The organism is Pedobacter sp. T50_32 (genome assembly GCF_057652195.1).
On sequence record NZ_JBYFBY010000002.1, the window covers coordinates 1,212,885 to 1,232,263 of the forward strand.

Consider the following 19,379-nt stretch of genomic DNA (forward strand, 5'->3'; position numbering starts at 1 on the left):
CTACAGCAAGTTAGCACTAAGTCAAACGTTTGGCCTACCGGTTTCTTGGTATTTATACTCAACATATCATTATAAGTGTGCTGAGCCTTAGCGTTTGCTGTAGGCTATCAAAATTTAAAGCCTTATATTTGCACATTAACTTACTTATTATGCTAAAAGGATTTTTTAATATTCCCGCTCCGGTTAATGAGCCAATTTTAGGCTATGCACCAGGAAGCAAAGAAAGAGAACTACTAAAAGCGGCATTAGCCGAAGGGAGATCTAAAGTAATTGATATCCCAATGTATATTGGAAATAAGGAAGTTTTTACCGAAGAAAAAGGTAAAATAACCCCTCCCCACGATCATCAACATTTGTTAGCGACTTATAGCAAAGGTACCAAGGCACACATCGAACAAGCTATTGATGCGGCTCTAGCAGCAAAAGCAGATTGGGAAAATTTAGCTTGGGAACATAGAGCTGCTATCTTTCTTAAAGCTGCAGATCTAATTGCTGGTCCTTACAGATATAAACTAAATGCAGCAACGATGCTTGGTCAGAGCAAGAATGCGTTTCAGGCAGAAATCGATTCGGCTTGCGAATTAATAGATTTCTTACGCTTCAACGTGAGTTACATGACTGAAATCTACAAACAACAACCGCCTGTTTCTCCTCGTGGTAGCTGGAATAGAGTAGAGCAACGTCCGCTTGAAGGTTTTGTATTTGCTTTAACTCCATTCAACTTTACCGCAATTGCGGGTAATTTACCTTCTTGTGTTGCACTTATGGGTAATGTAGTAGTTTGGAAGCCAGCAAACACTCAAATTTATGCAGCAAATGTAATTATGGAAATTTTCCGTGAAGCTGGTTTACCCGACGGCGTAATCAATTTAGTGTATGCTTCTGGCCCAGATGCTGGTGATGTAATTTTTGCACATCCAGATTTTGCCGGTATTCATTTCACTGGTTCTACTGGTGTTTTTCAAGACATCTGGAAAACCATTGGAAACAATATCCACAAATACAAAACCTACCCTCGTATTGTAGGTGAAACTGGAGGAAAAGATTTTATTCTAATCCATGGCTCTGCAGATGCAGAAGTATCTAGCACTGCTATTTTAAGAGGTTCTTTCGAATATCAAGGGCAAAAATGCTCGGCAGCTTCAAGAGTTTACATCGCAAAAAGCAAATGGCCTGCAATTAAAGAATTATTGTTAAGAGATTTGGCAACCTTGAAAATGGGACCAACCGAAGATTTTGGCAATTTCATTAATGCTGTAATTGACGAAAAATCTTTTGATAAGCTTGCAAAGTATATTGACGAAGCGAAAAAAGACAAAGGTGTAGAGATTATTGCTGGTGGAAATTACGATAAGAGCAAAGGCTACTTTATAGAGCCAACAGTTCTAGTGGTAGATGATCCGAAATACACAACAATGTGCGAAGAGTTGTTCGGTCCAGTTTTGTCTGTATATGTTTATGATGATAAAGATTTCGATAAAACATTAGACATTATCGACAGCACTTCTATCTACGCTTTAACTGGAGCAGTAATTTCTCAGGATCGTTACGCAATTGAAAAAGCTACTAACCGTTTGCGCAATGCAGCTGGGAACTTTTACATTAACGACAAATGTACTGGTGCGGTAGTTGGTCAGCAACCTTTTGGCGGTGCCAGAGGAAGTGGCACTAACGATAAAGCAGGTTCAATGATTAATTTATTACGCTGGGTTTCTCCTCGCACAATTAAAGAAACATTTGATCCACCTAAAGATTATACTTACCCATTCTTAGCAAACGACTAAGGCTAATAAACATAAAAAGAAAGGTGTCTCTGTAATAGAAGACACCTTTTTTATTTCCTACAAAAAAGAGGATGCCCAAACGCTAGGCACCCTCTCCAACATTATATACTACTAAACCTACAACTATTCTGTATCCATTTTAAACAAAGCAGGAACATCCTCAGCACTTGAGGCATTCGTTTCCAAATCTTTGATTACTCCTGTTTTTAGGCTATAAACCCAAGCATGTACAGCCAATTCCTGACCGTTAGCCCAAGCATTTTGCACAATTGAAGTGCTCATCACATTTTTTGCACCATGAATTGCGTTCAGTTCTACCAGTCTATCAAATCTTTCTTGAGGATCTTGAATAGATCTAACTTCCTTTTCATTTGCATGGAAAACATCCTTGATATTTCTCAACCAGTTGTCAATTAAACCTACTTGTTTATTTCCCATAGCAGCATTTACGCCACCACAACCATAATGACCACAAACAATGATATGTTTAACCTTTAACACGTTTACCGAATAATCTAGCACACTTAACAAGCTCATGTCATTGTGGGTTACCACATTTGCTATGTTACGATGTACAAAAATATCACCAGGCATGGTGTTAGTAATTTGGTTAGCTGGTACACGGCTATCAGAACAGCCAATCCACAAAATTGGTGGAGCTTGCCCTGCCGATAACTCATCAAAAAATGTGGGATCAGCTTTCAATGTCTCAGCAACCCACATTTTGTTACCTTCTAATAAACTTTCGTAAGTGATTTTATCTTGATGTGATGACATATTTCAAAGTTAAAAATACTATAACCAGCTTACAACACCAGTCTCCACATCATAATTAGCACCTACTATTTTGATTTTCCCATCTTTTTCCATTTGGTTCAAAGTGCTACTTTGGTTACGAATATCTTCTATGGTTTGTTTTACGTTATGTACGTTCAATCTTTCCAACAAATCATTATTTTTAGAAGAACGCTCTTCTCCTTCCTTAATAATTCTTTCGATAATTGGGTTAAAATGACCTACTAAATGCTTAAGATTTTCCATTTCAGTTTCTCTAATTGCAGCTGCATCTAAACCTCCTTTTAACGCACCGCATTTAGAGTGTCCCAAAACAACAACTAGTTTTGATCCTGCAACATTACATCCAAATTCCATTGAACCTAAAATATCTTGGTTCGCAAAATTTCCCGCAATTCTTACACTAAAAATATCTCCCAATCCTTGGTCAAAAATCAATTCTGCAGAAGTACGACTATCAATGCAACTTAATATTACGGCAAATGGCCATTGTCCAGCCCTAGTATCATTTACCTGTGATAACAAGTCTCTGTTGGCTTTCAAATTTTGAACAAATCTATCGTTACCTTGTTTCAGTATCTCAAGGGCCTTATCTGGTGTAATTGTCGTCTGTGTTTCTAACGTATGTGCCTTCATTATTATAATTAATTTTTAATTTCTATTCGGGTTTGTTATGTTTTTTATTTTGATATCCATTTTCGGAACGGTATAACTTTTCTGAATGTTCTCTAAAGTTACAATTATCCCTTTGGTATAAGCATTGTGCTTATAGTTGTGGATGGCTTCTAATACATCTGGATCAATGTATCTAGAGTTTGCACCATCAATAATTACATTGGTTTCGTTAGGAATATTACCTAACAATACTTGTATAGAAGCTTTATTTAAGAATGAAACTTCTTCTGCAAGCTTAATTCTGATATTCTTTTTATTCCCCTCTTCCTGTACTCGATAAAAGAATGGGTTACGCATATTGGTTCTCAATAAATAGAAAATTGAAACCGCCATACCAATACCTACACCTTTTAGTAAATCTATACCCACCACACCAATAATGGTAATAACAAATGGAATAAACTGATCCCATCCTTTGTGGTACATATGCTTAAACAATGCTATCCTTGCTAATTTATAACCAGTTACCAATAAAATCGCAGCCAAACATGATAGCGGAATCATATTGATTAATGATGGAATAAACAGTAACGACAACAACAATAGTAGACCATGGAAAATTGCCGACATTTTTGTACGACCACCCGCATTTACGTTAGCCGAGCTACGAACAATTACCGCTGTCATTGGCAAACCGCCCAACATACCACTGGTAATGTTGCCAACACCTTGTGCAATTAACTCTCTGTTAGTTGGCGATACTCTTTTCAATGGATCAATTTTATCTACCGCCTCTAAACTTAACAAAGTTTCCAAACTAGCAACAACAGCAATTGTTGCAGCAACTACCAAAACTTTCGAATCGAAAATCATCGAGAAGTCTGGCATCGTAAATAGATTAAAAAATTCTGCTGCGCTATTTACTTCTGGAATAGTAACCATTTGACTTTCTTTCAGCGCATTTGAAGATCCTGCGAATAAGATAGCTCCAAAAATACCTACGGCAACTACTACCAAAGGTGCTGGCACAACACTTAGTTTTCTAAATTTAGGCCACAGCACTAAAATCAAAATTGAAATTGAACTAATTGCTATTGCAGCAACGCTAAAATGCTGTAGTGCGTTACCTAAAGCTGAAAATGTATTCTGCCCATCTTGTTGGAAGAAGCTCTCATCTCCAAAGAAGTCACTATCAACACCTAGAGCATGTGGCAACTGCTTCATGATTAGCAAAATACCAATACCTGCCAACATTCCTTCAATTACACTTGAAGGAAAATAGTTACCGATAGTTCCTGCTTTTATCAAACCTAATACCAACTGGAATACACCAGCTAATACTACAGCCATTAAAAATACCTGATAACTACCTAAACTAGTAATAGCAGCTAAAACAATGGTGGTTAATCCTGCGGCAGGGCCACTAACACTTAATTGCGAACCACTAATTGAGGCTACTACAACCCCACCTATAATTCCGGTAAGCAAACCTGCAAATAGAGGTGCACCCGATGCCAAAGCGATACCCAAACAAAGTGGTAACGCAACTAAAAATACTACAATACTTGCTGGCAAATCGGCTTTTAAATTCCTCTTTTGCAAATAACTGCCTATTCCGCTTCCCTTCGAAGCCGAACCTGAATTTCTCATAAAGAATAATGTTAATTTCTAAAGTTTATATATAAAAAATTGATTGCCGTATAAATAACGACATTACAATCTAATTCGAATAAGCTAAGAGAAATTAGGAGGAGGGGTAGGCACGGAAGGATGATGTGGATCTACATATCTCCGCGAATGTTCGATAAAACTGTTAGGCACGCCGTAATCTATGTCTAAGCTCACTGTGCCAAAGTCATATTTATAAACAGTTAATTTTTGCTCCGCTTGTTTAGCCGTAGATTTTCCATTATCATCGCCATGGTTTTCATTTTCCAATTGCATGATTACAGAAACCATAAACTCATCATCGAAATGCGACAAAAATACAGGTGCACCAGAAATGATCATTTTTGAGACAAAGATGCTCATAAATGTCAACATGATTAATACCTTGTATTTTCTAAAATTCATAAATAATCTTCTAACAGATTTTTCCAAAAATAATTCGGAATTTGATTAAATTCAAAATTTATTACGTAATAATATTGCAATATAACAGAAATGTTAGCCGTAAATCAAAATTAATCCACAATTTCAAACTTTAATTAATTTCATCCATTTATTATCAAACCACGAATATAATATCAAATCGAATGAGGAGCTTTTTATTATTTCTGTTTTTATTAATTTCTGCATTTTCTTTTGCCCAAAATAATAACGCACCATCTTCTTATGATCCTCACGATATAAAAATTACGGGCTATCTGCAAACCCAGTTTCAAGTTGCACAATCACCCGGAATATACTCTTGGTCTGGCGGCGATTTTAGTGAACATTCCAACAGTCGTTTTATGCTTAGACGAGGTCGTTTAAAAGTAGATAGAGTAGATAGATTTTCATCTGTAGTTTTTCAATTAGATGGTACACAAGATGGTGTGAGAATTATGGATGCCTTCATCCAATTCCATAGTCCCGAGAACAAATCTTTAAAATTTACGGCAGGCCTGTTCAACCGTCCCTTTGGTTACTCTATTGTTTATTCTTCTGGATACCGCGATTTTCCTGAAAGAGCTCGTGTTTTCCAAACCTTAATGCCCAGAGAAAGGGATTTGGGGGCCATGATTGCCTATAAGCCAGCTAAAGTGCTATCGTTTATTACTGCAGAACTCGCTGTGGTTAACGGCAGTGGACTTAATGCGAAAGATTACGACTCAAAAAAAGACATCATCGGCAACTTAAGCTTCAACTTTGATAGTTTAGCGAATAAAAAATTACACTTAGGTTTTGGTGCATCCATATATAAAGGAACTGTTAGGAACAATACAAGTACAGTTTTTAAACCAATAGAAAATGGCTTTTCTGGAATAACAGATGCTTCAAATGAAGGCTTTAATTTTAGAAGGGATTATTATGGGGCAAATCTTCAGCTTGGTTACAAGAACAGTTTTGGAGAAACAACATTTAAAACTGAATATATAGAAGGCACACAACCAGGTGTCGCTTCTACGACAAGTCTTTCGGGCTTAGCTGCTAGCACCAGTTTTGCTACTCAACCTAGCGGAAATTTATACTTACGAAACTTTAACGGTTACTTCTTTTGGCTAACCCAACAAATTGCCAACAGCAAGCTTACTGCCATTGTAGGGTACGATGTTTATGATCCAAATACAGACGTAGAAGAGGCAGAAATTGGCAGAGCTGGCAATAATACCACTGCCGGAGATATCAAATACGCCACGTTGGGCTATGGTTTTACTTATGCTTTAAACGGACGTTTGAAACTTACCGTTTACAACGAGCATGTGAAAAATGATGGAACGATGTTGCCAAACTACCAGAATGACGTTAAAGACAATGTATTTACAACTCGTTTGCAGTATAGATGGTAAGCGAAGGTTAATCATTTAAACTGGTAATTGTTCGAATTGATAAATTGTTATATTGCTGAATTGTTATATTGTTGCTAACTTTTCCGCCACTTTCGTACGTCAGACTAATGAACTAATGCGGAGCTAGCGAAATCCCGACACTTCGGGAAACCAATGAACCAAAAACATATGAACAACAAAATCGATATCTTAAAAGAAAAAATACAAAAAGCCCATTTAGGTGGCGGACAAGCACGTATTGAAAGTCAACATAAAAAGGGAAAACTTACCGCTCGTGAACGTATTCATTTCTTAATGGATGAAGGTAGTTTCGAAGAAATCGGGATGTTGGTGACACATCGCAGCACCGATTTTGGGATGGAAAATGAAAAATACCTAGGTGATGGAGTTATCACTGGTTATGGCACTATAAACGGCAGATTGACCTATGTATTTTCTCAAGATTTTACTGTTTTTGGAGGCTCTTTATCTGAAACCCACGCTGAAAAAATCTGCAAAATTATGGAGATGTCCATGAAAAATGGCGCACCAATTATCGGATTAAATGATAGCGGAGGTGCTCGCATTCAAGAGGGCGTAGTTTCTCTGGGTGGCTACGCCGATATTTTTTACCGTAATGTTCAGGCCTCAGGTGTAATCCCTCAACTTTCGGCAATTATGGGACCTTGTGCGGGTGGTGCAGTTTACTCTCCCGCCATTACAGATTTCATACTCATGGTAGAGAACACCTCTTACATGTTTGTTACTGGTCCAAATGTGGTGAAAACGGTTACCCACGAAGAAGTAAGTTCAGAAGAATTGGGTGGGGCAAGTACACATGCCACCAAATCTGGTGTTACGCATTTTGCCTGTGCCAACGAAATTGAAGCCATCAATCAATTGAAGAAAATTTTGAGCTACGTACCACAAAATTGCGAAGACGCAGCTCCTTCCCTACCGTACGAAATTGGCAATGAAGAAAGAACTTCACTCAACGAGGTTTTACCGGCTAATGCCAACCAACCTTACGATATTCGTGAAGTAATTACACAAGTTGCTGATGACGAAAGTTTCTTGGAAGTGCATGCCGCTTATGCAGAAAATATTGTGGTTGGTTTTGCCAGATTAGCTGGAAGAAGTATCGGTGTAATCGCAAATCAGCCAGCTTATTTAGCAGGAGTTTTGGACAACAACGCGTCGGTTAAAGCAGCTAGATTTGTACGTTTCTGCGATTGCTTTAATATTCCTTTGTTGGTTTTTGAAGACGTACCCGGATTTTTACCAGGTACCGATCAAGAGTGGAATGGTATCATCACCAACGGGGCAAAACTATTGTATGCCTTTAGCGAAGCGACGGTGCCACGAATTACGGTAATTACACGTAAAGCTTATGGTGGTGCATATGATGTAATGAACTCAAAACATATCGGTGCCGATATGAATTACGCTTGGCCAAGTGCAGAAATTGCCGTAATGGGCGCAAAAGGTGCTGCCGAAATCATCTTTAAGAAAGAAATCAGCACTGCTGAAAACCCAGAAGAAAAATGGTTGGAGAAAGAAAAATTGTATTCAGATATTTTCGCTAATCCTTACCGTGCAGCCGAAAGGGGTTTTGTAGATGAAGTTATCGAACCATCTAAAACCAGAGAAAAATTAATCAAAGCATTTAAGATGCTAGAAAACAAAGTAGTGAATATGCCTCGAAAAAAACATGGCAATATTCCACTTTAGGAAAAACGATGCAACATCTATTAAAACGTGCCGATGTAATTTTAATGGCCTTTTGTACTGGCCTCATTGTAGCCAATATCTATTACTGTCAACCTTTGGTTATTCTAATTGCCAAAGATTTTAATTTAACTGAGAGCGATGCAGGTAGTATTACCTTTTTAACGCAAGCGGGTTATGCCATCGGCTTATTTCTTTTGGTGCCATTGGGCGATATGTTCGAAAAGAAAAGGCAGATTTTGATGACCACTGCTTTGGCAATTATTGCTTTAATCATTGCGGGCTTTTCACAAAGTTTTATTGTGTTAGAGATAGCAAGTGTGCTCATTGGTGCTTGCTCTATTGTACCCCAACTCATCCTGCCTTTAACCGCATCGTTAAGTACTGATGAAAATAGAGGTGCAAACATCGGTATTGTGATGAGTGGTTTGTTGGTCGGTATTTTAGCTTCTAGAGCTATAAGCGGCATAGTTGGCGATTTATTTGGTTGGCGAGCTATGTTTTTAATTGCCGCCGCCATCTGTACATTGTTGATTTTTTTAATGACTATACGATTTCCGAAAAACTTACCAACCTTTAAAGGTAGCTACAAGGAACTCATGAGCTCAATGTTTGGCTACATCAAAACCCAACCTGCGTTAAGAGAAGCCTCGCTAATTAACTTTTTTGCATTCATCGTCATCATGGGATTTTGGACAACCATGGTGCTTTATCTAGCTAATCCGCCTCATCAGTTTAGCACATATCAAATCGGCCTATTCGGCATTGCGGGTGCGGCTGGTGCTTTGGCAGCTCCTTTAGTTGGAAAACTGAGTGGCGGAAATAATCCTCGCAAAAACTTAATGATTGGTCTTATTTTAGAACTAATTAGCGTAGGTTTATTTTATTTCACGGGCCACAATGTATTTCTTTTTGTTGTTGGCATTATTTTGATAGACATTGGCCAGCAAGCTATACACGTAACCAACCAAACTCGTATTTACACCTTGGTTCCCGAAGCTAGAAACAGACTGAACACCATCTTTATGTCTGTGAGCTTTGTAGGCGCCGCTTGTGGATCTGCTTTAGGCTTATGGTTGTGGAGCTTAGACGGATGGGCAATGTTCTGTGTTGGTATAACTGCAATTATCATTTTAAATATGATTATTTATCAGTTATATTCGAAGAAAATTAAACATGAAACCATCTAAAACTCTACTCACAAGCTTTCTTGCAGTTGTATTATCATTTTGCACAATCCCAAGTATGGCACAACGAGATTCTACTACGACGGAACAGCCAACAGAGGTAAAATCATTAAACAAAATCAGGTTAAACCTTATAGGCTTAGGCTACGAAAGGGAACAAAAAATTGGCAAAACCACCACTTTCTATATTGGTGCAGGAGCCGAAGGTTCTTTTATTTACCGCTACCAGTATAGTGCAAACGTGACCTACAATGCTAATGGCACCGCAAACTACACCTACACATCTGATAGTGATTCGGAATTTAAGGTATTCCCATCTATTAACACCGGTATCAGGCACTACTACAACTTCGAGCGCAGAGTGCAAAAAGGTAAAAGCACCAGAAACAATGCCGCTGGCTACGTAGCGCTCGATATTGCCGGGTTTCTTCCCTTAAATGAAGAAACGGTAGATTACCAGATTAACCTAGGGCCAATGTGGGGGTTTCAAACCAACGTGGGCAAAAAAGTAAACTTTGAACTTTGCATAGGTCCAGGATTTGCAATTACAAACCGCGAAACAGCATTTTACGGCATTGGTGGAAAAATAGGCTTTTCATTCTTGTTGTAATGAATGCGGTAGTAGAGCAAATTTTTCCAGCACTAACGTGGCGTATCAGGCAGCTGGCCATGTATCCCGAAAAGGAAATTACAGACATGGAGCTTCGCGAAGATTGGGATGGAATGCATTTTGGGCTTTATTACCAATACGAGCTTACTGGCGTAGTATCGCTTTTTATAGAAGGGAAAACGGCCCAATTTAGAAAAATGGCGGTACTTCCAAACGATCAGGGCAAAGGATTTGGACTGCAACTTTTAAATTATGTTGAAGATTACTGCCAATCGCAAGGCATTGAAAGTTTATGGTGCAATGCAAGAGTGAGCGCCATTGGCTTTTATCAAAAACTTGGTTTCGCAACCGTGGGTGAACCCTACGAGCGAAACCAAATTTCATTCATTAAAATGGAGCTTACTTTTTAGGTACAGCTTTATTCAAATCCATTACCGGGGTTAAACCTTCAGATGGCACGTAGATAATCTGAGGCAAACTTCCCTTATCAGCCAGTTTCTCCAAAGTTCTGATGAACAAATATTGATTGTAAGTAGCCGATAAAGTTCCATTTTCTACCTTCATCGCCGCTGCCATACCTTTGGCACGCTCAATCTCAGCTTCAGCGTTTAATTTCTCCGCTTCTAGTCGGGCTTTTGCTTCTTCTACTAAAATTCTACGGTTTTGTTCGGCTTTCGCCATTTCTGCTTTACCAGCCATTTCTTGTTGCCAAACATTGTAGCGAGGCAAACCCCACATCAGGGTAACAATTACAATTAAAACGAAAAGTGCTACAGGAATAAAAATCTTGATTACGTTCATAAATAATAAATTTTAGAGTTTGTATAATATAATGATTTTCATGTCAAAAATCAAGAAACCAGTTTTATTAATTGCTGTTAAATTGTACATTTACCACAATACATAAATAAAACTATGGCAAAAAAGAAAGACGAAAACAAAAAGCATGTGCCTGTAGTTACCAAAAAATCACTACAGTTTTTCGAGAAATATATCAATAATGCAGCTCCTACCGGTTATGAGTGGGAAGGACAAAAACTTTGGTTAGAATACTTAAAACCTTACGTAGACGAAACTTTTGTAGATAATTACGGAACTGCAGTAGGGGTAATTAACCCAAAAGCGGAATATAAAGTAGTAATTGAAGCTCACGCTGATGAGATTTCTTGGTACGTAAATTATATCACTAGCGACGGTTTAATCTATGTTATCCGCAATGGTGGTTCAGATCATCAAATTGCACCGTCAAAACGTGTAAACATTCACACAGAAAATGGTTTTGTGAAAGCGGTTTTCGGCTGGCCAGCAATCCACACTCGTCACGGCGAAAAAGAACAAGCTCCTGAGCTTAAAAACATCTTCTTAGATTGCGGTTGTACTACCAAAGAAGAAGTTGAAGCTTTAGGTATTCACGTAGGTTGTGTAATTACTTACGAAGACGAGTTTATGGTGCTGAACGATCGTTACTACGTTGGTCGTGCTTTAGATAACCGTGCAGGTGGTTTCATGATTGCCGAAGTAGCTCGTTTGTTGAAAGAGAACAAAAAGAAATTACCTTTCGGTTTGTACGTGGTAAATTCTGTACAAGAAGAAATTGGTTTACGTGGCGCCGAAATGATTGCGCATCGCATTAAGCCAAATGTGGCTATCGTTACTGATGTAACCCACGATACGACTACACCAATGATCAACAAGATTACTCAGGGAGATTTGTCGGCAGGTAAAGGCCCAGTGGTTTCCTACGCACCAGCGGTACAAACCAATTTGAATAAGTTATTGATCAAAACTGCCGAAAAAGCTGGTATTCCTTTCCAACGTCAGGCGTCTTCTCGCTCTACCGGAACAGATACCGATGCTTTTGCATATTCAAACGGCGGCGTACCTTCTGCATTAATTTCGTTGCCTTTGCGCTACATGCACACCACGGTAGAAATGGTACACAAAGAAGATGTTGACAACGTAATTAGCTTAATTTACGAAAGTTTGTTAGCCATTAAAGACGGACAAGATTTTAGAGAGTTCAAATAGAAACTAGAATAAAAGAGCAAAGAAAGGTTCGGGATTTATTTTCTCGGACCTTTTTTGTCTCCTTATTTTTCTATCTTCGATCTAATGCATAGCGAGTTCGAGATTTTTATTCCAAAACCAGAGAACAGGATTACTCCTAATAAAATAACCTTTGTTTTATATGCTACTTGCGTTATCATATTTATGATAAGTGTTATTAATCATTATAAGCCTCAAATTGCATTGTTTTTATTCATCATACCATTTTCTGTGTCCATTTACTTTTTCATTAAAAAGTTTTGGACTTATAAATTTTTAGACGGTGAATTAGCAGGCTCTTTAATTATCAGCTTAGATTATATCAAAATTGCAACTCAATCGTTTACAATTAATGAGATAAAAAAGATAGACTTTCACGCCATTAATTATTACGGTAAAAGAGAAGATTATAGGAATAATTTTAACCCTATTTTATCACAAGGCACTTCCAATTTTGTAGAGCTATTTTTAAACAATGGCCAAAAAACAAAAACCTACTTTAAACTGAATTTTAAAGAACATCATAAAATATTGTATCCTTTCGTTATTGAAATGATAAAACATGGCAAAATATCTGTTCTACGTGGTACCGAAATTCTAGGAATAAATGATTATGATGAAATACACGAATTTAAGCGAAACCATTTACAGTAGCACAAGCAAGTTTTGAAAAGCAAATTGGCATTTCTATTATCGTCCAGTCCCGCTTTACGCTAAAATCTTTTTATCTTCCTGTCATTCCGAGGAACGAGGGATCTATGTCTCTAGTGGTTAACAAAACAGATCCTTCACTAGCGTTCAGGATGACAAAAAACAAAAAAGTATTTCCGCTTCAATCGGGTTTAGGTTAGCTAGGCTTGTGCTAGGAAACCACAGATAGCACCCCTCAATTTGCCAACTAGACCTGATTAAACGAAAAGCCCGCAAGCGATCCGCCGCTTGGCGGAGAGTGCGGACTTGAAGTGAAAGCAGGACTTTCGGAAGTACAGCACTACTGTCAGTGCTCTTCAAATGTTTCAAAAACCCTCTCTCCCGATAAATCGGTATCTCTCCCTAAAAGGGAGAGAATTTGCATAAGCACTAATAAAAACTACCATCGCCCCTACGCATCATCTGGCGACCGTTACGTCCACGGGCACCACTCCATTTTTGCAGGCGAACATTTGCCCTCAGCATAAAATATCTACTCAGTGCATTGGTGCGGGTTTCGGTCTTCATTAAATCGGTAACGTTAAGGTTTACAAAATTATTTTGCTCCAAAATATCAAACGCTTGGAAAGTAACCGAAGCCCTGCGTTTCCAAAACTCTTTCTGCACATAAGCATTGATAACCAAAGGATTGCTAGTGATATTCGCATTAATACCGCTCACAAAATTTTTGCTGGCATTGTAACCAAAAATCAAGGTTTTCCACATGTAAAATCTACCATCAATATTTAAGGCCAAAGTTTTGGTATTGATCTCGTTTGGACTAATGGTATTTTGTGACTTCGTGATGTTGTAAGAAACATTCGGGTTTACTTCTAGCCACTCGTTAGGGTTAATTCGTGGTCCGAAACGTTCTGTAATATTCCAAATATTGGTTACACTTTGAATGTTGTTGCTCATAGAAACCGCATGGTTATAGCTCACGTTTCCGCTCAATGCGAGGTTATATTTTCGGTTATTCAATTGCTTGCTTACGGTATGGTTTGCACCCACACGGTAACCACCATTCATGTTCACAAACCTGGTTTCGTTGCGTAGCAATTGATTATTATTGTTAAAAACCTGCACAATGTTTCTCACCACCGCATTGTCTATAATGGTTGAATTAAGGTTTACCGAATAGTTAAGTTTCTGATTAGCGATGTAATTGTTATAACTGGCATTGATAGAATGGTTAAAAGTTACCTTTAAATCTGGATTGCCGACAATGGTGTTTTGCGGGTTTGAAACATCGCGAACAGGTTGTATTTGATCGAATGTTGGTTCTGTAGCATTACCAGAATAGTTTAACTGCAGGTTGTGCGTTTTAGAAAACTGGTATTGAAACCTAGCAATTGGAATAAGATTAAAACTGTGACGATTGGTAGTTGTGCCTAAACTTACCTTGGTGCCACTCAACACCGCTGGCACTCCGGTAACACCCAACGAAAACCGAACCTTAGAAGTGTTGGATAAGCCGTAACGGTAATTTAAAGCAATACGGGCTTGGGTAAACGAGTAATCGTAGATATTACTTAACGAATCTACTACGTTTCTATTCTCGAATGCGTCTATGTTGCTCGTGATTGCTCTGTTATCGTAGCTATTTCGATTCACCTGAGTGTTAAATTCCAGTTGACTATTTGCCGCTATCGGCTCAACGTAAGTAAAACTTCCTCTGTAGTTTGAGGTTAAATTTCTTCTCTCGATAAGGCGATGCACCAAAGAATCTAAAGTATTGATATCATCTTTGTAGAACTTTGTGTTTCGCTCTTGTTCTGTTTCTTGATCTGATGTATTAAAACTAAATTGTAGCGAAAAGTTTCTTCGTGGCTTATTAAAAATATGCTGATAAAAAACAGTGGCTCCGATATTTGGTCTTGTATTTTTGCCAGAACTATTGCCCAATTGGTTTTGTGTAATTAACGGCCCCGACTGACCAATATTAGACAAACTACTGTTAAAACTTGACGAGTATGTTAGCTCGGGCTGTATTCTTAAAAAGTTATTACTGTCTAAATCTGCTTCTAATTCGAAATTGAAATTGTGGTTTTTCGTGTTGTTATCTCTTTCACTTTCGTTGGTAGAAAAAATAGTTCCATTGGTGCTATAAAATTCGGAAACACTGCTATTAAGCGAGTTTACGTTGTTAAAGTTGTAGCGATAATTGGTGTTGACACGTACTTTCTTACCAATTTGATCTCGATAAGAAAAAGCAGAGCCTCCACTGTTGGTTGTACCACCACTACCGCCCGACGAGTTTGCACCATTTCCACCGCCACCCATATTACCGCCACGGTTTCCACCTCCTCCTCCATTGTTTCCACCGTTTCCACGACCACCACCTCCTCCGCCGTTTCCACCGCCGCCAAAGCTCTCTCCACCCATGTTATTTGCAGCAACACCGTTTACGGTATTGTTTAAATGCAGGTTGAGAGACAAATTTTGATTTCCGTTTAACCGCGTACCAAAAAGCGAACTTTCATAACGCTCGTTATTTCCCGCACCAGCGTTAATATTAGCCGAATTACCTACCGATTTGTCTGTACGTGTAACGATGTTTAAGACCTTTTCTGGATCTCCATCTTTGATACCGGTTCTAGCGGCTTGGTCGCCATAGTCATCTACAATTTGAATTTTATCTACGATCTCGGCAGGCAAATTTTGGATAGCTGTACTTACATCTCCACCAGAATAAACCTTACCGTTTATTTTTGCTTTAGTTACGTTATTACCTTGATGAATTAAACTGCCATCATTACCAACTTCCATTCCTTCCATTTTCTTCAATAATTCATCTACTGTGGCATTTTCTCGAACAATATAATCGCTAGCTTTATATTCTACAGTGTCTGTTTTGTAAGTGATGGACGGTGTTCCGTTAATAACTACTTCATTCAACGTGTTTGCCATACCCTTTAAAATAATAGGGTCCATCACAATTCTAGGCACAGCATCGTTCTGTTTGTATTTGTTGATCTGCTGCTTATAGCCCATCATTGTGAAACTCATGGTGTAAGTAGCCAATTTCACATTCTTAAATACAAATATTCCATCAGGATTGGTACTGGTAATTAATGTATCCTTGTCTGATGTTAATCGAACTGTAACTCCAGGTACACCTAGATCGGTCGTATCTTTTACGATACCACTAATTTCTCTGGTAGCAACTGGTGGTGGTACATTATTTCCTCGTGTTGGATTTTGTGCAAGCACTAAATTACTTGCACAAAGCAATGGCAAGCATAGCATCAACTTAAATAATAGCTTCTTCATTTGATAATCATAGATATTAGCTATTATTTCTGAATGATGTATTTACCCCAAAAGTCTGTAGCAACCATCAAATCTTGTTGAGCGGTATTGCTTCCTCCTCCAAACCCGCCTCTGTTTCCACCACCAAAACCACCTGCATTAGTTCGCATTGCAAAATTTCCACCGCCACCTTGCCTTCCATTTAATTTAAGTTGATAAGCAATTTCCTTTTTGTCACTAATTGATAGCTGAAGCATCGATAAAGGGATAGCAATCTCACAGAAATATGCCTTTTGTTCGTCCATTTTTGCAACAGCTTTGATGCCATATTCATTATAGATAGAAATCAATGAGTCTGGAATATTTGCAAAACCTTTAACCTTAATTTCCTTTACGCTCGTAAGCTGAACTTTTCGCTGTTCATAAGCAGCTGAATCTCGCTGTTCCTGAGATTGTTCAGACCTATTCTGCCCCATTCGCTGTCTATTAGTACCTCCACCACCCTGCCCTGCAGGTCTAGCAATGTTAGTTCTTGCAATAAGTGGATAGGTTATGGTGAAAGCATCATCCTCTTTTTTCTTGCCCTTCGTGTTCACACTGAATGAAATTCCGCCAGCTAAAATTTTTGTGATAGTTTCGTTATTGGTTGCCTTGATAGCCAAATACAAATTTTGGTCATCGTTTGCGATAGAATAAAGCAATGATGTCCTTTTATTCTCTGCAGAAAAATTATTCCATTCTGTGTTTTTACCGTCTATCCTGACCGATTTCGGTGCCGCCAGGGTAACGGTTTGAATATCTGGCAATTTCTGCGCATTAGCTTCAATACCGATAAGAAGTAAAGAAAAAGCGTAAAATAGTTTCATAATTTGTGGTTTACATTTGTTGTGTAAAAGGAATAGACATTAAATATTTGAAAAGGATTAAAAACCTATTTTAAAAAAAATCCCCAGCTAAGACTTAACTGAGGATTTGTATTTCGTTTGTGAACTAATTACTTGGTAGCAGATGATTTGTAAGTTTCGGCCAGCTTGAGTGCGTTATATGCATTTACTATGCCACCACTTTTACACAGCTCCGAAAAATTTACACGGATGGTTTCATCTCTTTCATTTTTATATTTTACTTTTCTCGCCACCTTAGAAACAGACTTCATAATGATATCCTTCACATCTACAGCAGTAAGTTCTGGGTAATAACTTAATATCAAAGCTGCTAAACCAGAAACTACAGGAGCAGCCATACTTGTACCATCAAATTCCTCATACTTATTTTCCGGAGTAGTGGAATTGATCATAAAACCTGGCGCAAAAACATCAACATTATACTTGCCATAGTTAGAAAACGATGCTTTCAAATCGTCATTATCTTTATAAGCACTTGCGCCAACAGTTATCCAGTTCTTCGCATGTGGCAATTCATACTTTATAGAATCTAACGGAGCTGGTTTAGCGAATGGGTTTGGTCGTGGTGCCATTCCTGGTCCAGCATTTGGATTGCTAGCCATAGGAGTTACAAAAGGTTTCGTCTCTGCCTTCTTAGTTTTCTTTAGATACGCTTCAGCTTCTGGACTATCATAATATTTTGTAGGATAATTATCATAGATATCCACATTCTTATTATCATTTCCAGCAGCATGAACTAATAAGACACCTTTAGATTCAGCATATTTAATTGCTTCATCTACTACTTTTTTATCCCATTTATAACCTTTACCAAAACTCATGTTAACCACCCGAGCACCATTATCAACAGCATATCTAATTCCATTGGCTACGTCTTTATCTCTCTCATCACCTTGCGGAACAACTCTTATGCTCATAATACTAACATTTCCTGCAACTCCCTTTATACCCAAATCGTTCGTTCTGTTAGCTCCAATAATTCCCGAAACATGGGTTCCGTGATCAGCATCAGGTCCTTTAACATCGTCATTTCCATAGATACGTTCGTTTGAATTTGCATAATCATCTCCCACTAATTCTGCTCTTTCATCATACATTTCGTTCAAATTGTACTTAAGCATCTGCTCTAGTTCCTTATAACCCTTCGCGATGCTTTCGTAAAACTTTTCTATACTTCCTTCATCCTTCGAACCTTTACGAACAATTTTCTTGATAAAGCCTTCCATTTCATCATCTGCCTTATACTTCTCCATATCTTCTAAAGAAGGAATTTTCCTTCCGTTAACTTGCGCAACAGAATCCATTACCTTTTTAATAGCAATATAGATTGGAAATGCAGAACTTGCCTCATCATAGCGCTTACCAAAATCAGAAACTACACGTCTGTAAAGTTGATTTTCTTCCTTTTCAGCGCTATCTAAAACCGTGGTTCTAATAACTGATCTATATTTCGGTTCTAACTTTCTTTTGATCCTCACCAACTCCAAATTATCATAAGCTAAATTTCCATTCTTAGAACCTATAAAATTCCAACCATGGACATCATCTATGTAACCATTGCCATCGTCGTCGATACCATTTCCTGGGATCTCCTTTTTATTAGTCCAAAGAATATCCTTTAAGTCCTCATGTTTGATGTCTGTTCCACCATCAATAACAGCTACTATTACTTTTTGCTTAGGGTTTCGATTTTTCAATAACTCATTGTAGGCTTTTTCGGTGCTAATACCGAAATACCCGTCTGTCAATAAATCAAGATTGAACCAATTAGCGGGAAGTTTTACATTTTTATCCTGTGCTAAACTTGGATTTATTGCAACGGCGAATAAAAAAAACGATATAACTATTTTATAAACTCTCATCTTATCTCTCAAAAAATATGTCATAATATACAAAAATAACCATTTATAAAGTTAGCGATAAAGTCGTTATGGAAGTTTAACAAAAATTAACAGCAATAATTGTTTGATGTTAAAGAAAAGATGAGGAATTAAATGATTTAATTAGGAAACTATAGATAGAAAACATGATGGAAATCAGCTTCCGCAGTTCCGGTTGCCGTCAGTCCCGCTTTCACTCATAGTCCTCGCTGCGCTCCGGGCTAATCCGTTCAATCGGGTTTACCTCACAAACAACCGTGCCATAAACTTTCCTAGCAATGGCCGGTAAGGACACCACATTCCCGTGTTGTCCCCCTTCATTACAGATGGGATTTCCGGGCACAAAAAAGCCCCCGATCATTTCTGAAGGGGGGCTGTAGGTTTAGGCACCGACCTACTCTCCCACGTGTTACCGCA

At 38.2% G+C, this 19,379-nt stretch carries 16 protein-coding genes; 8 read left to right on the plus strand and 8 right to left on the minus strand.

The window, feature by feature from the left end; genetic code table 11:
• The first annotated feature begins 149 nt into the window (after positions 1 to 149).
• Entirely contained in the window at positions 150 to 1,784 is a 1,635-nt protein-coding gene (pruA, locus tag AC23ME_RS10575) for an L-glutamate gamma-semialdehyde dehydrogenase (RefSeq protein ID WP_487727723.1), read from the plus strand.
• A gap of 123 nt (positions 1,785 to 1,907) precedes the next feature.
• Here the strand turns inward: pruA and AC23ME_RS10580 are convergent, their stop codons facing one another.
• The 4 genes from AC23ME_RS10580 to AC23ME_RS10595 form a co-directional block, all read right to left on the minus strand.
• Positions 1,908 to 2,561 carry a carbonic anhydrase gene (locus AC23ME_RS10580; protein ID WP_487727724.1) on the minus strand — a complete coding sequence of 218 codons (654 nt, stop codon included), beginning with the start codon at positions 2,559 to 2,561 and terminating at the stop codon, positions 1,908 to 1,910.
• Positions 2,562 to 2,579: 18 nt separating this feature from the next.
• Complete coding sequence (locus AC23ME_RS10585) at positions 2,580 to 3,215, minus strand: carbonic anhydrase (protein ID WP_487727725.1); 636 nt, start codon at positions 3,213 to 3,215, stop codon at positions 2,580 to 2,582.
• A 15-nt stretch (positions 3,216 to 3,230) separates the two neighbouring features.
• Positions 3,231 to 4,844: a SulP family inorganic anion transporter gene (locus tag AC23ME_RS10590; RefSeq protein WP_487727726.1), complete on the minus strand. Its 1,614-nt coding sequence runs from the start codon at positions 4,842 to 4,844 to the stop codon at positions 3,231 to 3,233.
• Positions 4,845 to 4,928: 84 nt separating this feature from the next.
• A complete protein-coding gene (locus AC23ME_RS10595) occupies positions 4,929 to 5,267 on the minus strand; it encodes a hypothetical protein (RefSeq protein WP_487727727.1) in 339 nt (112 codons plus the stop codon).
• 182 nt (positions 5,268 to 5,449) lie between these two features.
• On the opposite strand from AC23ME_RS10595, the gene AC23ME_RS10600 reads away from it, so the two are divergent.
• From AC23ME_RS10600 to AC23ME_RS10620, 5 genes are all read left to right on the plus strand, one after another.
• Positions 5,450 to 6,685 carry a porin gene (locus AC23ME_RS10600; protein ID WP_487727728.1) on the plus strand — a complete coding sequence of 412 codons (1,236 nt, stop codon included), beginning with the start codon at positions 5,450 to 5,452 and terminating at the stop codon, positions 6,683 to 6,685.
• A gap of 168 nt (positions 6,686 to 6,853) precedes the next feature.
• Positions 6,854 to 8,395 (plus strand): acyl-CoA carboxylase subunit beta, encoded by a 1,542-nt coding sequence (locus tag AC23ME_RS10605; RefSeq protein ID WP_487727729.1) that lies wholly within the window; start codon positions 6,854 to 6,856, stop codon positions 8,393 to 8,395.
• A gap of 8 nt (positions 8,396 to 8,403) precedes the next feature.
• A complete protein-coding gene (locus AC23ME_RS10610) occupies positions 8,404 to 9,582 on the plus strand; it encodes an MFS transporter (protein ID WP_487727730.1) in 1,179 nt (392 codons plus the stop codon).
• A 55-nt stretch (positions 9,583 to 9,637) separates the two neighbouring features.
• Positions 9,638 to 10,189, plus strand: coding sequence for a hypothetical protein (locus AC23ME_RS10615; RefSeq protein ID WP_487727731.1), 552 nt, complete (start codon positions 9,638 to 9,640; stop codon positions 10,187 to 10,189).
• Entirely contained in the window at positions 10,189 to 10,599 is a 411-nt protein-coding gene (locus AC23ME_RS10620) for a GNAT family N-acetyltransferase (protein WP_487727732.1), read from the plus strand. Before AC23ME_RS10615 ends, AC23ME_RS10620 begins: the two co-directional genes overlap by 1 nt.
• Here AC23ME_RS10620 and AC23ME_RS10625 read toward each other — a convergent pair.
• Positions 10,589 to 10,990 carry a hypothetical protein gene (locus AC23ME_RS10625; RefSeq protein WP_487727733.1) on the minus strand — a complete coding sequence of 134 codons (402 nt, stop codon included), beginning with the start codon at positions 10,988 to 10,990 and terminating at the stop codon, positions 10,589 to 10,591. The genes AC23ME_RS10620 and AC23ME_RS10625 overlap by 11 nt on opposite strands.
• Before the next feature lie 114 nt (positions 10,991 to 11,104).
• On the opposite strand from AC23ME_RS10625, the gene AC23ME_RS10630 reads away from it, so the two are divergent.
• A complete protein-coding gene (locus AC23ME_RS10630) occupies positions 11,105 to 12,217 on the plus strand; it encodes a M42 family metallopeptidase (RefSeq protein ID WP_487727734.1) in 1,113 nt (370 codons plus the stop codon).
• Positions 12,218 to 12,400: 183 nt separating this feature from the next.
• Positions 12,401 to 12,889, plus strand: coding sequence for a hypothetical protein (locus AC23ME_RS10635; protein ID WP_487727735.1), 489 nt, complete (start codon positions 12,401 to 12,403; stop codon positions 12,887 to 12,889).
• A 426-nt stretch (positions 12,890 to 13,315) separates the two neighbouring features.
• Here AC23ME_RS10635 and AC23ME_RS10640 read toward each other — a convergent pair whose 3' ends face one another.
• The 3 genes from AC23ME_RS10640 to AC23ME_RS10650 all read right to left on the minus strand — a co-directional run bounded on the left by AC23ME_RS10640 (position 13,316) and on the right by AC23ME_RS10650 (position 18,968).
• Complete coding sequence (locus tag AC23ME_RS10640; protein WP_487727736.1) at positions 13,316 to 16,198, minus strand: outer membrane beta-barrel protein; 2,883 nt, start codon at positions 16,196 to 16,198, stop codon at positions 13,316 to 13,318.
• Between the two features lie 23 nt (positions 16,199 to 16,221).
• Complete coding sequence (locus AC23ME_RS10645) at positions 16,222 to 17,043, minus strand: hypothetical protein (protein ID WP_487727737.1); 822 nt, start codon at positions 17,041 to 17,043, stop codon at positions 16,222 to 16,224.
• A 128-nt stretch (positions 17,044 to 17,171) separates the two neighbouring features.
• Positions 17,172 to 18,968, minus strand: coding sequence for a S8 family peptidase (locus tag AC23ME_RS10650; RefSeq protein WP_487727738.1), 1,797 nt, complete (start codon positions 18,966 to 18,968; stop codon positions 17,172 to 17,174).
• Between the last annotated feature and the right edge of the window lie 411 nt (positions 18,969 to 19,379).